Raw genomic sequence first — 14,761 nt, forward strand, 5'->3', positions numbered from 1 at the left:
ATCTGCTCGGTCGCCTACGGTTCAGCGGTACAGGGAGCCGGTGTTCACCACGGGCTGCACGTCGCGGTCGCCGCACAGGACGACGAGCAGGTTGCTGACCATGGTGGCCTTGCGCTCCTCGTCGAGTTCGATCACGTCGTGCTCGTCCAGGCGGGCCAGTGCGGCCTCGACCATGCCGACGGCGCCCTCCACGATCCGCTGGCGGGCCGCGACGACCGCGCCTGCCTGCTGGCGGCGCAGCATCGCCTGTGCGATCTCGGGAGCGTACGCGAGGCGGGTGATGCGCGACTCGATGACCTTGACTCCCGCCGACGCCACCCGGGCCTGGATCTCGGCCGACAGGCGACCGGTGATCTCGTCCGCGTTCTGACGCAGGGACAGCGTATCGTCGTGCCCGTCGTACGGGTAGCTGCCGGCGATGTGACGCACCGCGGTCTCGGTCTGGAAGGCGACGAACTCCACGAAGTCGTCGACTTCGAAGACGGCCTTCGCCGTGTCCTCGACCTGCCACACCACCACGGCGGCCATCTCGATCGGGTTGCCGTCGGCGTCGTTGACCTTGGTGACGTCGGTCTCGTGGTTGCGGATCCGGGTCGACACCCGGCGCTTCTGCGTGAAGGGCACCACGAACCGGAGGCCGGGCGTGCGGACCGTGCCCACGTAGCGGCCGAGCAGCTGGATCACCCGCGCCTCACCCGGAGCGACCGCGGTGAGCCCGGTCAGGACGACGAGGCCGGCCAGGAGGAGCAGCACTCCGGCGGCGATCAGGGCGGCTCCCGGTCCGTCGCTGCCGTCGGCCGCGAGGCCGGCTCCGACCGGGATCAGCGCGGCGGGGCTCAGCAGGCCGATCAGGGCCAGGACCAGCATCGGCCACCCCGAGGCCGCTCGCGCCGTCCGCTCGTGGGTCTGGGGGGCCGGCATGTCGACGGCGATCTGCAGGTCTGTCATGTCTTCTCCTCGGTGTCTAGCACGACACTAGCAAAGTGATATCACTTTTTGCCAGACCCGACATGGTCGCCGCAGCCGCGATCGAACCCTCAGCCGCCGGTTGCCAGGCCGCCGCGCAGGAGCGCGGTGAGCCGCCGGGCGTGGGCCACGTCGGTTCCGGTGAGTGCCGCGCCGCCGGCGAGGGCCAGCAGGTCGGTCACGGTGAGTCCGGGCCGTACGGCGCCGGCGTCCTGCGCGCGTTTCAGCAGGTCCGACGCGGTGGCTCGGATCGAGGTGTGCCACTGGTCGAACAACGCGCTACGACGGCCGGTGGGACCTTCCGTGGCCGCGAGGGCGAGTGGCCGCTTCGTCGCGACGTGCACGACGAACGCGTCCAGCCAGGAGAAGAGCGCGTCGGCCGGGGACGGGTCGGCCGGCAGGCCGGCGCCCTGGCGGCACAACTCCGCCACCTCGTCCGCGTACACGGCGACGAGCAGGTCGGCCCGGGTGGGGAAGTGCCGATACAGGGTCGCGTTGCCGACACCGGCTCGCCGCGCCACCTCGTCCAGCGCGACCTCGGGTCCCGACTCGGCGACGAGCTCGCGTGCGGCGGCGAGCAGCAGCGCGGCGTTGCGTGACGCGTCCGCCCTGCGCGTACGGCCGCGCGGTGCGGGCTCGGGACCACTCGACGTCATCCGCGCTCCTTTCTGCTTCTTGCTATCCGGGGAGTTCCCCGTTTACGGTAACAGCTCGAACCGGGGAACCCCCCAATTAGAGGAACGGCGGAGGACGATGACCCTGACTGCCGATGACCGCACGGCCATCACGGACCTGATCAACCTGCACGGCCACCTCACGGACGGCGGCGACTTCGACGGCCTGCGCGAGGTGTTCGTGTCCGACGTGGTCTACGACGTCAGCGATCTCGGCGGCGGTGTGATCGTCGGGCTTGCGGCGCTGCGCGACGCCGCGCTCGCCCTGGGCGAGGCGAACCCCGTCGCCCATCACGTCACCAACATCGTCGTCACCGAGGCGGCGGACGGCCGGGCGCGAGCGCTGTCGAAGGGCATCGGGGTCGACGCCGGCGGGACCACGGGCAGTGTGACCTACGAGGACACGCTGGTGCGTGGCGACCACGGCTGGCGGATCAGTCACCGGACGGTCCGCGCCCGCCGGATCCCCCTGACTCCCTGAGGGTGGTCACACGGTGACGACGACCTTGCCGGCGGGGTGTCCGTCGATGAGACGGCGGATCGCGTCGGGCGCTTCGCTCAGGGGATAGGCGCGGTCGATCACGGGAGCGAGGGCGCCCGACTCGACGAGCCGCGTGAGTTCCTCCAGGTGCTCGGCCCGCTCCCTGCTCATCACCGGACGCAGTCGCTGACCGACGAACATCGACAGCAGTGGCGCCCGGAACGTGCGTCCCATGCCCCCGGTGAAGCGGTATGCCGTGTGCCCGCCGCCGACGATCACCAGCGTCCCGCGCGGGGTCAGGGCGCGCCGCAGCAGGGACAGCGGCCGGTTTCCCGCGGTGTCGACGACGACGTCGTAGCGTGCGCCGTCGCGGTCGATCTCCTCGCGGGCGTAGTCGATGACGTCGTCGGCGCCGAGCGACCGGACGAGCCCGGCCTTCGCCGCCGAGCACACGCCGGTGACGCTCGCGCCGTACGCCTTGGCGATCTGCACGGCGAACGACCCCACGCCCCCCGCCGCGCCGACGACCAGCGCCCGCTGTCCCGGCCGTACGCGGGCGACGTCGCGGACGGCCTGCAGCGCCGTCATGCCCGAGACGGGCACCGCCGCGGCCTGCTCGAACGTGAGGCCCGCCGGCTTCGGTGCGAGCCTGCTCTGCCGTGCGCTCGCGTACTCGGCGTACGAGCCGCTCTCGCAGGTGCCGTACACCTCCTGACCCGGCTGGAATCGGGTCACGCGGGCGCCGACGGCCGCCACCACCCCGGCCACGTCACGGCCCCGGACCGCGACCTTGGGCCGGCGCATCCCGAAGCCCGCGAGGCGCATGAGGTAGGGCCGGCCGGTCATGAGGACCCACACGCCGGGGTCCACGGCGGCGGCGCGGACCTCGACGAGCACCTCCTCGTCGCCGATCGCGGGGCGGTCGACGTCGCGGAGGTGGAGTACGTCGGCCGGGCCGTACGCGTCCTGGACGATGGCTTTCACGGCGTTCCTTCCGGGAGGTCGGGGGGGTACTGGAACACGTCGTCGAGCGGAACGCCGAACACCTGGGCGATCCGGAATGCCATCTCCAGAGACGGCGAGTATCGCCCCTGTTCGATGGCGATGAGGGTCTGCCTGGTCACGCCGATGCGCTCGGCGAGTTCGGCCTGGGTCATCTCGTCGTGGGCGAACCGCAGCGCGCGGATGCGGTTCGTCACGCGTGTGGGCTTCACCATTCCGGAAGGCTCCTGCGATAGACAATGATCTTGGTGATTCCACCGAGGACCGCCGACAGCACGAAGCAGAGGTAGACGACGTTCGCGATCCAGAACCGGTCCCATCCGGCCATGGCCATGAGCATCGCCGCGAGCGCGCCGATGACGACGAACGCCTGACCGGTGTGGTCGCCGAGCCGCCCGATCTCCCTGTCGCGGACGTCGACGACCCGTGAGGCCCGAGGGTTGACGATCGACATCCCGATCTCGGCCACGATCGACGCGGCGATGGCCCCGCCGACCGTCCACAGCAGGGTGGCGGTGTACGGCACGTCGGGTAACGGGCCTCCGTCCGCCCGTCTGAGTACGGCCACGACGTACGCGGCGTAGGCGAGCACGGCGACGACCAGCCTGATCCAGGCGCGCTTTTCGATGTGAGTCATGATCGGCTCCTTGTGATGTACAAAATCTTTGACATCACCAAGGTAGCGAATCTTTGACCTCGTGTACAGAATCTTTTACATCGGACGCCCGTCAGGCGTCGGCGGACACCTGCTCGGCGCCGATGACCTTGAGGAACTGCAGGGACTCGTAGGCTGGCGACCCGGGCTCGGCGGTGAAGATGACCACCTGCTGCTCCTGGTCGGGCACGGTCAGCACGTCGAAGTCCAGCTCGATCGGCCCGACGCGCGGGTGCCGCACGGTCTGGCGCAGGTGACGCTCGATGTGGAACCGCTGGGAGTTCCAGAGGCGGGCGAACTCCTCGCTCCCGGCCAGCAGCTCCTCGATCAGGCTGCTCAGCTCACGGCTGTCGGGATAACGGGTGACGGCGACGCGCAGGTAGCCGACCGCCGTGACGACGAACCGCTCCGGGCTGCCCATGCCGTAGTGCCGCCGCTCGGGGTCGGGGTGCAGGAAGTAACGCCGGATGACGTTGCGCTCCTGGCCCGCCAGAGCGGAGAAGTCCTCGAACAGGGCCGCCGCCAGCGGGTTCCAGGCCAGCACGGCGCAGGTGTCGTCCACGACGATCGCGGCGGCGTCGGTCAGCCGGTTGAGCAGGTTGAGCGTGCTCGGCCGCACCTCGCGTACGGGTTCGGCGGACCGGCTCTCCTCCCGCTCCCCGGCCAGGTGGAACAGGTGGGCCCGTTCCTGGTCCGACAGGCGCAGGGCGCGGGCGATCCCGTCGAGCACGCGCCGTGACGGGTGCCGGCCCCGCGCCTGCTCCAGCCGCGTGTAATGGTCCACCGAGATGTACGCGAGCTGGGCGACCTCCTCGCGCCGCAGCCCGGGGGTGCGGCGGCGGCGTCCCTCCGGCAGGCCGACGTCGGCGGGGCTGACCTGCTCACGCTTGCCGCGCAGGAACTTCGCCAGGCCAAGCTTGTCCATGCCTGTGACCGTACGTCGGAAATCGGCTGCAGAGACCGCTCAGCCATGGACTCCTGGTCCCTGGTTGTGCGGGACGGCCCCGGGCGACGGTGGGGTTGGCACCGACCGGCGGCGAACACGGACGCGCCGCGGTCACCCGACCTCACGGAAGGCACACGATCATGCGGATCTTCATCACCGGTGCGAGCGGCTACGTCGGCGGAGTCGTGGCCGAGCACCTCGTCAGGGCCGGCCACGAGGTGGTCGCCCTGGCCCGCTCGGACAAGGCGCGCGAGCGGGTCGAAGGGTTGGGCGCCAAGGCGGTGCCCGGGAGCCTGCGGGACCTCGACGTCCTGCGCGGCGCCGCCGCGGCGGCCGAGGCCGTGGTCCACACCGCCGTGGACTACGCCAATCCGGACATGGGCGAAATCGAGCGCGACACCCTCGCGGCGCTGCTGGACGGCCTGCACGACGGTGGCGCGTTCGTCTACACCAGCACGGGACTGGTCTACCCGGACCGGCAGGGCGCCACGGTGACCGAGGACCACCCCGTCACCCCGGAGACGTCGCCGCAGCCCTACAAGGTCCTCGGCGAGCGGCAGGTCCTGGCGGCCGGCCACGTGGCGGGCACGGTGATCCGGGCGGCGCTGGTCTACGGACGCGGCGGGTCTGGCCTGCTCCAGGGGCTCATCGGCGCCGGCCGGCAGAACGGGATGGTGCCCTACATCGGCGACGGCGCCAACGAGTGGTCGTCGGTGCACGTCGACGACCTCGCGGCGCTGTACGTCGCCGCGATCGAGCACCGCGAGCCCGGGGCCGTCGTCAACGCCGCCTCGGCCGAGCGGACCCCGATCCGGCGGATCGCCGAGGCGGTCGCCGGCCTGACCGGCGCCCAGGCCGTGTCGCTGACGCTGGAGCAGGCGGTCGCCGCGCTGGGGCCGGCCGTCCACGCGCTGACCCGTTCGTCGCCGATGGACGCCTCGCGGGCGCGCCGGCTGTTCGGATGGGCTCCGGAGCGGCCCGGACTGATCGAGGAGCTGACGACCGGCTCCTACGCGCGGTCCTGATCGGGGGCTCGTTCCGTTCTCGGGCGCCGCAGGGCGCGCCGTACGCGCGGGCCGTGCCTGCGCCACCAGGCCCGCGCCCAGAGCACCTGGAACGCGACCGCGGACAGCAGCACCGCCACGGCGTCCAGTTCGGCGAGCGGGCCGGCGGGGGCGACCAGCGCGCCTATCGCCCTGCACAGCAGCGTCAGCGTCGCCGGCGCCGTCACCGCGAACGCCACCCCCAGGCAGGCCGCGGTGCCCGCGACCAGCAGCACCGCGTACGCCCTGAGGGCGCGGCGCTCCCGCTGCGGCAGCCCGGCGAGCGGGTCGGGGGAGGGACGGCGCAGCAGCCGCAGCGCCAGGTGACGGGCGTAGGCGGAGGCGTCGCCGTACATGTTGCGGCACCCGCTCAGGTCCTGCAGCAGGAAGTAGACGTCGGTGCGCATGAACACGAGGAACTGCGTGGCCAGCATGCCGAGCGAGGTCAGCGCGACCAGCGAGAGCGCGGGATTGCGCCCCAGGACGGCGGTCAGGAGGAGCGCGGCCGAACAGGCCGCCGCGTCCGTCGCCATCCCGGCGAGGTAGACCGTCAGGCGGACGCGCCGCGCGGCCAGCCACACGCCGGACACCTCGGTCTGGACGGCCAGGAACTGCAGCCGGGTGCCGAGCCGGATCCTGCCCGGCACCCCGGCGGCCCTGGCGGTCGACAGGTGGGCCATCTCGTGCAGGAAGACCAGCATCCAGCCGACGGCGATCTGCGACGCGAGCACGAGCGTGCCGCGCTCGCTCCACAGCAGGTCGCGCCAGCCCGGCAGCGTCTCCCGCCGCGTGACCGCCGTCACGATCCCGGCGGCGATCAGGCCGGCGACCAGCAGGTGGACCAGCGGGTGCAACGTCCACCGCACGTGCTGCGGGCGCAGCCACGGAAAGGTCGGCGGCGCGGCGGGGGCGGCCGTCCCGCCGGGCTCGTCCAGGAAACCCAGCTCGCCCAGGGCGCGGACGAAGCCGTGGACGTCGAAATCGGCGCCGGTCTCGGCACGCAGCCGCCGTTCCGTCTCCTCGACCGTGGCGCCCGCCGACAGCAGCCTGATGGCCCGCATCCCCTCATACGGCACGGCGACGAACGCGTCCCCGTCCGGGCGGCCGACGATCCACTGGGAGCCGTCCTGCCGGAACGCGAGTTCGCGCAGCCGGACCACGCTCGCCTCTCCCAACGTGGGCCTCCAGACGCGGAGTCAGTGGCGGACGGTCCCGGTGTGGTGCGAGCAGCCGGGCAGGAGGTCGCGCGTCCGCTCGGAGATCACGGGCGGCGGCAGCGGGGCGACCTCCCGCTCGACGTACGCCCGCACGTCCTCTCCCCGGCCGTGGAGTTCCTTGATCGCGGCCAGGCAGGGACCGACGAGGGCGGGATCGGTGATCCGCCGGGCGCCCACGTGTGCGCCGATCTCGTCGTACCGCACCTCGTAGAGCAGCGCGGGGCCGAGCACGACGATCTCGGGCAGCGGCGCGGGGCGCTCCAGCTCCCGCGCGGCGTGCGGGCGGCCCCGCGTCACCCCTGGGGCACCCCCGCGCGCCGCGACCGCCGTTTCTTCAGTTGCCGACGCTGTTGCTGCTGGTCGTGGTCTCGATCTTGTCGAGCAGCCGGATGGTGATCTTCGTCTTCACCGGCACGACGGCCTCGTCGACGGGCTCGGTCTCGTGCTCGTTCGTGTTCATCCGGTTCCTCGTGTTCATCCGATTCCTTTGGAGGGGAGGGGACATGGATGTTCTCGCTAGAACCTGTTCTAGGTTCGTCCGCTGGCCGGAGGCAGTCAAGGTTTTCTTTTGTTCATTCAGCCGGCGTCGATTTCGGTCATTCGTCGCATTGAATTGTGCTCTGATCCGCCGGCCCGGGTCCCGCACACCGGACAGCCGGGGCGAGGCGGATGCCGGACCCACACGTGGTGGTCCCCGGCGATCAGGTTGACCCCCTGGATGGTGCCGACCGGCGGCACGGGCACCCCGGTCAGCAGCCCGAGCAGCGCGTGGGCGACGAGCTGGCCGGACACGCCCGCCGAGGTGGCGATCACGCCGGGCCCGCCGAGGTGCACGGGCGTGCCGGGGCGGCGCCGCGCCTCCTCGCCGCTGCTCAGGCACTCGTAGCAGGCGCCCGCTCCCGGCGCGAAACACCCCACGGTGACCAGCGGCCCGTTGTATCCGCCACCCGCCCAGGGGATGTTCGCGGCGGCGCAGGCGCGGTTGGCCCACACCCGGATGCCGTGCCCGGTGGGCCGGTCCGCGCAGAGGGCGAGCGCGTCGTAGCCCGCGATCAGGTCGTCCAGTTCGCGCCTGCTGCCGATGCGGCGGCGTTCGCCCGTGACGGAGATGTCGGAGTTGACGGTCCGCAGCCGGGCGACTGCCGCCTCCGCCTTCGGGCGCCCGACGTCGTCCTCGCCGTAGAGCACCTGGCGGTTGAGGTTGGACAGCTCGACCAGGTCGGGATCCACGCAGTGGATCGCGCCGACGCCGACGGCGGCGAGCGCCCAGGCCGCGTGGCAGCCCGTGCCGCCCAGGCCGAGCACCACGACCCGCGCGGACTTCAGCCGGAGCTGGGTCTCCCAGCCGTGGCCGCGCGGCACGACGTCGACCGTGCGGAAGAACGCATGATTCCTGCTGTAGCGGTCGAGCTCGCGCTCGCTCAGCCCGGCGGGCGGCACCGCCGCGGCGTCCTCCACGTATCGGGTGGCGGCCAGCTGCTCGACGATCGACGGGGGGTCCGGCAGCTCCGGATGGGCCAGACGCAGCCGCTCGGCGATCTCGTCGAGAGAACGGGTGCCGTCCATCAGTGTGAGGGCCGTCCACGCCCAGCCGTACGGGTCCGCGATTTCGGCGGCGATCCCGTAAATCTCGCCGCCGATGCGAATGGTGCCGTCCTCGTATCGGTGAGGCCGGTGCTCGAATTTCACGCGGGGCAGTCGCACGTGATGACGATTACTGGGCGATAACTGTGCGAGTCAACACTGAATTCCGCAGAAGGGAAAAAGTGGTCGGCCGTAAAACGTTCCCGCCTCCTCTGCCGGCTCTCGCGGGGCGCCGCTCCGCCACGAAGAGGGCATGGAACGTCACCGCTGGGCATACGTTGGTGCTGATGAACGATCAGCCTGCCGTGATCTCACCGCCGATGCCGCGCCGCACGATGCTGGCCGCCGCGCTCGCCGCCGTGGTCGTCCCGCTCTCGGGATGCGGAGGCTCGGCGGGCGAGGCCGCCTCGGTCGCTCCCCGCGAGAGCGTGACCCTGCCCGCGTCCGGACGACCCTCCGCGAGTTCCGAGGGGCTTACGCCGGAGCCGCCCGCACAGGACCTGCCCGCGCCGGACGAGGCGATCCCCAAGGACCCCAAGCGGCTGGCCGACGCCCTCACCCGTACGACGGGGCGACTGCGTGACGCGATCGACGACTGGAGGCGTACGGGCGACCCCGCGAAGGGGGAGGCTCCCGAGCCGGTGGTCCTGCTGTCCCTGTACGAGCAGCGCGTCTACCGCCATCTCGCCCGCAATCCCACGGTCGCGTCCCGCACCTACGGAAAACTGCCGAAGGACATGGCCGCGCGGGCGCGGGACAACGTGACGGCCATCCGCGACCTGCTCTCCCTCGCCCATCCCGTCAGCGGTCCGATCAAGATCAAGGTCGAGTCGCCGGAACCCGCCGACGCCCTGCTGGCCGACTTCCGGCGCGCCGAGCGCCGCTTCGGTGTCGAGTGGGAGGTGCTCGCGGCGGTGATGCTCGTGGAGACCAAGTTCGGGCGGGTGCGCTCGCCGAGCTACGTGGGCGCCAAGGGACCGATGCAGTTCATGCCGGGCACCTGGAAGGCGTACGGCATGGGCGGCGACATCGACGACACCGGTGACGCCCTGCTCGCCGCGGCCAACTACCTCCGCGCGTCGGGCGCGCCCGGCGACTACCGGCGCGCGCTGTACGCCTACAACCACTCCCAGGCGTACGTGGACGCGGTCCTGCTGCACGCGCGCCAGATGAAGCGGGACATCAGGAACTACTACGCCTACTACACCTGGCAGGTCTACGTGATCACGACGAAGGGTGAGCGCCGCCTGACCGGCCCCTGACGACAGGGTGGCAGCCGAATCCGTAACCAATGCCGCTTTCCATGCGACTCATCCTTCGGGGGATCGATCGCGTATGGGAGGTCGGTTGTGCGGCGGCTGACGACGGATGCCGGAACGAAGCCCATCGCGCTGCTCGGTGCAGCCGCGCTCCTCATCGCGGCGGTGCTCGGCCTGCTGGCACTGAACCCGCGCCCGGCGCTCGCCGACGACCTGGTCTGCGGGTTCGGGCCTCCCCGCTCCTCCTGGGTGGAGACGTCCGTGACCGTCGCGGAACGCGGCCACGACACCCCCGTCATGACGAGCACGACGCGGGTCGGGGTGCCCCGCGACTGGCCGGGGGCCGCCGCCCTGCTCGGCGACGGGAGCGCCGCCGGCTGCCTGCTCCCGGACAGCGGCACGGACGGCGGCACGCCGAGCGTCACGATGTCGGCCGACGGCGCGGAAGTGGTGGTCCAGAGCACGCGGGAGACCCGTCTTGACCTGTACGGCGTCCAGGGGGCCGGGGAATCCGCCGGGCTGTGGTCGAGCCGCGAGTCCGGCGGGACCCGGGTGGTCACGCTGCTGCCCGGGCTCGGGGCCATGCCGTCCGGACTGACCGGGGCACGCTGGCGGACCGTGGTCGTCAAGACGCCGGAGTCCCGGGCGCGCACGGTGACGCCCCTGCCGTCGGAGGTGCTCCCCGGCGGCACCTACGTCTGGCGGGACGGCGCCGCCCCGCCGCGGGTCGAGGTCGCTCTGCCGCTGTCCCCGCGCGCGGCGTTCCAGCGCTGGAGCGAACTGCGGGGCCAGCACGTGCTCATGGTCGCGACCTGTCTGGGCTTCACGCTGCCCTACCTGCTGCTGGCCGGGCTGCTCGTGCTGCTCCATCGGCGTTCGGCCGACCGGGACGAGCGCGTCCTCATCCGGATCACCCTCGGCGCCCTGGGAATGATCACGGCGGCGGAGGCGATGCTGGTCGTGGGCGGGCTCACCGGCACGTTGTTCCTGGCCGCCCTGATCGGTGTGCTGGACACGCTGGCGATCCTCGTGGTGGGGGCGCCGCTCTGCGTGGCGGTGTGGGGGCTGTGGCGCACCGGCCTCCGGCGGGGAGTCCCCCTGCTCGCCGGCGCGGTGCTCGCCGTCGCCGGGAGCCTGGCGATCCTGGCCGCACGAGCCCTTCACTCCGCGCCATGGGATCCCCTGTGGGCGGCGTCGGCGGTGGCCACCGCGCTGCTGCTCACCGGGGCGGCGTGGGCGATCGCGGTCCGGGCCGCCCGTGTGCGGGGCAGGACGCCGCGGGCCGTGCGCGTTCTGCTGTGCTGGAGCGTCCCCGGCCTCGCGCTGCTGACCCTCGCCTACGTGGCCCACGCGGCCGTCGTCGGCCTGCGGACCACGGGCAGCCTGCCGGACGAGGCGACGTCGCCCTATTTCCTGCTGCGCGGCCTCGCCTATCTGATGTGGCCGCTGGTGGTGCTCCTGCTTCTGCTGCTGCTCCGCCTGCACGGGCGGCGTACGGACTCCGTCGGGCCGTCCACCGTGTGGCTCCTGGTGTTCCTGTTCGTCGTGGGCACGATCAGGTGGCTCAACACGTACGCGGGGATGCCCTTTCCGCTCGCCGGGCTCGTGGGGCTGGCCGCGCTGCCCCTGCTGCTGCGGCTGACGCGACGGGCCGAGGTCGCCGACCCGGGCGTGTCGCGCCGCCGGCTCGCCATGATCGTGGACGAGTGCCGGGACCTGGAGGCGAGGGAGAAGGGGCTGCGGCGGCGCTGGGCGGCGGGGGAGGTCGACGACGAGGAACACACCAGGGAGATCGGGCCGGTCGTCGACCGCATCCGCCGGCTCCGCGTGGAGATCGGCCTCGATCCCGGCAGGGAGGACGGGCTCAGCCCGCTCGACGTGGCGCTGTCGCGCGGCCCCGGCGCGTCGTGGTGGGCGAACGCGCGGCTCGCCGCCCGGTACGCGTCCTTCGTGGGCGCGCCCGCCGCCGTGTTCCTGATCTGGGCCACGTGGAGCACCGACAGCCGGGGGCACGACGGCTGGCTCGACCGGCTCGGCGATCCCAACGGGTTCTACGGCCTGGCCGGTGACCTGATCGGCGGGTTGCTGATCTGGCCGGTGGCGGGCTTCGTGCTGGGCGCGCTGTGGCGTCGCCTGCCCGGCAGGCGCGGCTATCTCAAGGGCGTCGTGCCGGTCCTCGCGTACGCCGCGGCGACGGGGGCCCACGCCGTGCTGAACAACGTCATCGGCCAGGCCCCCGTGCGCGGCTCGCTCGTGCGGGTGCTGCTGCTGTTCCTGGTGCTCACCGTCGTCGCCGTCCTCATGGACGCGCGGACCCTTCAGACCCGCCCGGGCGGCCTCGCGTCGCGGCTCACCCCCGTGGCCGTCGTCTACCGGCTCGGTACGGCGGGCAGCGGGATCGCGCTCATCGTCGCGCAGGCGGCGGCCGTCCTCGGCCTGTGGAGTCAGCTCAGGAACGGCATCGACATCACCTCACAGGTGGACACCTCGGCCCAGGCGCCGATCAGCGCGGACGCGCAGGTGCTCCTGGGACGCGTGGACAGGTAGGACGCGCCGCGGGCTCAGAGAGCGGGGTAGGCGTTGTTCACCAGCATCACGAACTGCTCGTGGTGCCAGTCGCCCGCCAGCGGCGCGTCGGGGAGGGCGCCGGTCGGCCGGAAACCGTTCGACCAGGGTGTGAGGGAGCCCTTGGGATCGCACCTGTAGTCGATCAGCCGATCGGAGCCCTCGGGCAGGAGCGGTCCCCCGACGCCGTCCGACTCGCCGGGCCGCTTGATCCACTGGTAGGCGTCGACGCCGGGAACGGGCGCGGCCACCGGCCGGGCCCCCAGCCCCGCGCCGTTCTGGTTGCACTCGGCGGACCGCGAAGGACGCCGGTCGACGCGGCTCTGGTCCACGAAGGTGTTGACGTCGAGGGAGGTGCTCGCCGCGGTGGGCCGGGCCGGTCCGCCCCAGCCGTTGCGTGAGGTGTCGACGACCACGCCGAGCGAGCCGGGGAAGCCCTTCGCGATCAGGGCGCTCCGCATCGCGACGGCGTAGTCCCGTTCGTTCAGGTAGGGGTTCCAGTCGATGAACCTGCTCTGCTTGATCGGCTGGCCGGCCACGGTCTGGTCGGGGCCGGTCAGGAAGGGCTCCTCGAGGGGGACGTAGTCCGCGACGTTCGTGGCGACGCCGTCGAGGCTGTTCAGGCCCGCCGTCGTGCCGCGCACGGTCTCGGTGATGAGGGTCGCGAGCGCGGTGAAGTTCGTCTCCCAGCCGGCCCATCCCGCGGTGCCCGCGTCCAGGTAGGTGTAGACGTTGGGCAGGGGCGACAGCTTGTCGAGGGCGTAGCGGATGCCCATCATGTACACGCCCGACCCCGCCGCCTGGTCACACGGATAGGTGTCCAGGGCGCCTCCCACGATGAGGTCGATCAGGGCCCGCGGCTCGATGACGGCCGCGACGCGCAGGTTCCGATACTCGGGCCTGGCCAGGAGGGCGGCGACGGGGTCCACGAACTCCGCCTTGTAGCGGCTGAGGCCGTTCTCCTGCTCGTGCAGCTCGGCGTCGGAGACGCGCGACCGGCAGTCCCGGTCGGGCAGGTCGTGGAGGACGAGCGTGATGTATCCGGCACCCTGCTCGACCGCCGTGTCGAGATGGTCCTTCAGCGTACGGGCGACCCCGGAGCCGCCGCCGACGTCCGCGATCCGGTCCAGCCAGACCGCGGTGGGCGTCTTCTCCAGGCCGCGCATCTTCTGCGCGGTCGCGTCGTCCACCTTCGCGGCGGAGGACTCCACGTCGGCCGCCCAGTCGGGGTCGACGTACCCCTTGGCGCCGATGAACGGGTTGTCCACCGGCACGTCCCCGCCCGGGCTCGGCGTGACGCTCGGGCTGGGGCTCGGTGACGGACCCGCGATGTCGTCGTCCTGCTCGGTGGCGGTCCACAGCACGGCGCTGGGCGCGGTGGCCTGGCTGCTGCGCGTGTCGAAGGTGGCGCTGCCGTTCACCGCGTCGTCGTCCTCGGCGGCGGCCACGGTGAGGGGCTGCGGGACGTTCCAGTCGTCCGGGGTGAAGGTCGGGCTGGTGACGATCGTCAGGTCCTTGTCGCCGGACACGTTGCCGGTGCCGATGTGCACCGTGCCCTCGGGCCTGCGGTTGAGCCACACCTGGACGCTCGCCGTGCCTCCCTCGGGTACGGTGACCGTCTTGGGCTCGATGACGATCCGCAGCGGACCGGGCGACGGGCTCGCGCTGGGACTGGCGGACGGGCTCGTGCTGGGACTTGCGGACGGGCTCGGCGACGTGCCCGGTACGATGACCTGGCAGGGCACGCCGTTGAAGGCGAAGTCCGTGGGCGGCGGGTTGCTGCCGGTCCAGGTGCCGTTGAATCCGAGCTGCAAGGACCCGCCGGACGCCACCGTGCCGTTCCATGCCTCGTTCTGGGCGGTGACGTGGTCGGCGAGCTGGGTCCACCGGGCCGACCAGCCCTGCGTGAGCTTCTGCGAGCCGGGGAACGTGAACGTCAGTTTCCAGCCGGTCAGCGTATCGCCGGTGTTCCTGACGGTGATCCCGGCCGTGAAGCCGCCCGAATTCGTTCCCCACTGGGTGCTCGCGTAGGTCACCTGACAGGTGACGGCGGCGTCGGCGGACGCCGCGCCCAGGACCGGTCCCCCCACGGCCAGTGCTGCGATGGGGACGACCGCCGCGGCGGCCGTCAGGATCCTGCGGACGAACCGATGGTGGCCGAAGGGCATGGGCGATCGTCTCCAGGGTGAGGTGACCTGCTCTGGCGTGCCGGCGCCCGTTCCGGTTCGCGCGTGAGGGCCGACGCTCCCCAGACTCGGCAATCGCCCGGCTCATGTACACGATCCGCGGAAGTGGAAATATGCCTTTCCGTGCCAAATCCGCCGGGATCGTGCGGCACCTCGGGAAACGCCGTACGAGATCTGCCGGTC

Annotated in this window: 15 protein-coding genes; 4 read left to right on the forward strand and 11 right to left on the reverse strand. The window is 72.1% G+C overall.

The annotated features are described in order from the left end of the window. Positions 1–21: 21 nt before the first annotated feature. Together HHX35_RS08115 and HHX35_RS08120 are read right to left on the reverse strand one after the other, a co-directional pair. Complete coding sequence (locus tag HHX35_RS08115; RefSeq protein ID WP_182898208.1) at positions 22–948, reverse strand: SPFH domain-containing protein; 927 nt, start codon at positions 946–948, stop codon at positions 22–24. Positions 949–1,037: 89 nt separating this feature from the next. Beyond that, complete coding sequence (locus HHX35_RS08120) at positions 1,038–1,622, reverse strand: TetR/AcrR family transcriptional regulator (protein WP_182898209.1); 585 nt, start codon at positions 1,620–1,622, stop codon at positions 1,038–1,040. A 97-nt stretch (positions 1,623–1,719) separates the two neighbouring features. Here HHX35_RS08120 and HHX35_RS08125 point away from each other — a divergent pair, with 97 nt between their 5' ends. Further along, positions 1,720–2,121 (forward strand): nuclear transport factor 2 family protein, encoded by a 402-nt coding sequence (locus HHX35_RS08125; RefSeq protein WP_182898210.1) that lies wholly within the window; start codon positions 1,720–1,722, stop codon positions 2,119–2,121. A gap of 6 nt (positions 2,122–2,127) precedes the next feature. Here the strand turns inward: HHX35_RS08125 and HHX35_RS44545 are convergent, their stop codons facing one another. From HHX35_RS44545 to HHX35_RS08145, 4 genes are all read right to left on the reverse strand, one after another. After that, a complete protein-coding gene (locus HHX35_RS44545) occupies positions 2,128–3,105 on the reverse strand; it encodes an NAD(P)-dependent alcohol dehydrogenase (protein ID WP_182898211.1) in 978 nt (325 codons plus the stop codon). Further along, on the reverse strand, positions 3,102–3,338 hold the full coding sequence (locus HHX35_RS08135) for a helix-turn-helix transcriptional regulator (RefSeq protein ID WP_139579020.1): 237 nt from the start codon (positions 3,336–3,338) through the stop codon (positions 3,102–3,104). The genes HHX35_RS44545 and HHX35_RS08135 overlap by 4 nt, the downstream gene beginning before the upstream one ends. Further along, complete coding sequence (locus HHX35_RS08140) at positions 3,332–3,760, reverse strand: hypothetical protein (protein WP_182898212.1); 429 nt, start codon at positions 3,758–3,760, stop codon at positions 3,332–3,334. The genes HHX35_RS08135 and HHX35_RS08140 overlap by 7 nt, the downstream gene beginning before the upstream one ends. Positions 3,761–3,851: 91 nt before the next feature. Next, complete coding sequence (locus HHX35_RS08145; protein ID WP_182898213.1) at positions 3,852–4,703, reverse strand: helix-turn-helix transcriptional regulator; 852 nt, start codon at positions 4,701–4,703, stop codon at positions 3,852–3,854. Between the two features lie 161 nt (positions 4,704–4,864). Between HHX35_RS08145 and HHX35_RS08150 the strand changes: the two genes are divergently transcribed. Next, a complete protein-coding gene (locus tag HHX35_RS08150) occupies positions 4,865–5,749 on the forward strand; it encodes an NAD-dependent epimerase/dehydratase family protein (RefSeq protein ID WP_182898214.1) in 885 nt (294 codons plus the stop codon). Here HHX35_RS08150 and HHX35_RS08155 read toward each other — a convergent pair. The 4 genes from HHX35_RS08155 to HHX35_RS08170 form a co-directional block, all read right to left on the reverse strand. Beyond that, positions 5,734–6,942: a hypothetical protein gene (locus HHX35_RS08155; protein ID WP_182898215.1), complete on the reverse strand. Its 1,209-nt coding sequence runs from the start codon at positions 6,940–6,942 to the stop codon at positions 5,734–5,736. The two genes, HHX35_RS08150 and HHX35_RS08155, sit on opposite strands and share 16 nt — an antisense overlap. A gap of 21 nt (positions 6,943–6,963) precedes the next feature. Then, a complete protein-coding gene (locus tag HHX35_RS08160) occupies positions 6,964–7,281 on the reverse strand; it encodes a DUF6879 family protein (protein ID WP_182898216.1) in 318 nt (105 codons plus the stop codon). Between the two features lie 37 nt (positions 7,282–7,318). Then, positions 7,319–7,462, reverse strand: a complete 144-nt coding sequence (locus tag HHX35_RS08165) for a hypothetical protein (RefSeq protein ID WP_182898217.1) — start codon at positions 7,460–7,462, stop codon at positions 7,319–7,321. A 98-nt stretch (positions 7,463–7,560) separates the two neighbouring features. Further along, positions 7,561–8,688, reverse strand: a complete 1,128-nt coding sequence (locus HHX35_RS08170; protein ID WP_220505118.1) for a ThiF family adenylyltransferase — start codon at positions 8,686–8,688, stop codon at positions 7,561–7,563. Positions 8,689–8,855: 167 nt separating this feature from the next. On the opposite strand from HHX35_RS08170, the gene HHX35_RS08175 reads away from it, so the two are divergent. Both HHX35_RS08175 and HHX35_RS08180 read left to right on the forward strand, forming a co-directional pair. Further along, positions 8,856–9,830, forward strand: coding sequence for a lytic murein transglycosylase (locus HHX35_RS08175; protein WP_182898218.1), 975 nt, complete (start codon positions 8,856–8,858; stop codon positions 9,828–9,830). An 87-nt stretch (positions 9,831–9,917) separates the two neighbouring features. Continuing rightward, entirely contained in the window at positions 9,918–12,374 is a 2,457-nt protein-coding gene (locus HHX35_RS08180; protein WP_182898219.1) for a DUF6185 family protein, read from the forward strand. 14 nt (positions 12,375–12,388) lie between these two features. Here the strand turns inward: HHX35_RS08180 and HHX35_RS08185 are convergent, their stop codons facing one another. Further along, the gene (locus tag HHX35_RS08185; protein WP_182898220.1) at positions 12,389–14,560 is read right to left on the reverse strand and encodes a glycoside hydrolase family 6 protein; all 2,172 of its coding nucleotides are present in this window, start codon (positions 14,558–14,560) and stop codon (positions 12,389–12,391) included. Positions 14,561–14,761: the final 201 nt, after the last annotated feature.

It is taken from the genome of Microbispora sp. H10830 (genome assembly GCF_014161375.1).
Taxonomy (GTDB): domain Bacteria; phylum Actinomycetota; class Actinomycetes; order Streptosporangiales; family Streptosporangiaceae; genus Microbispora; species Microbispora catharanthi.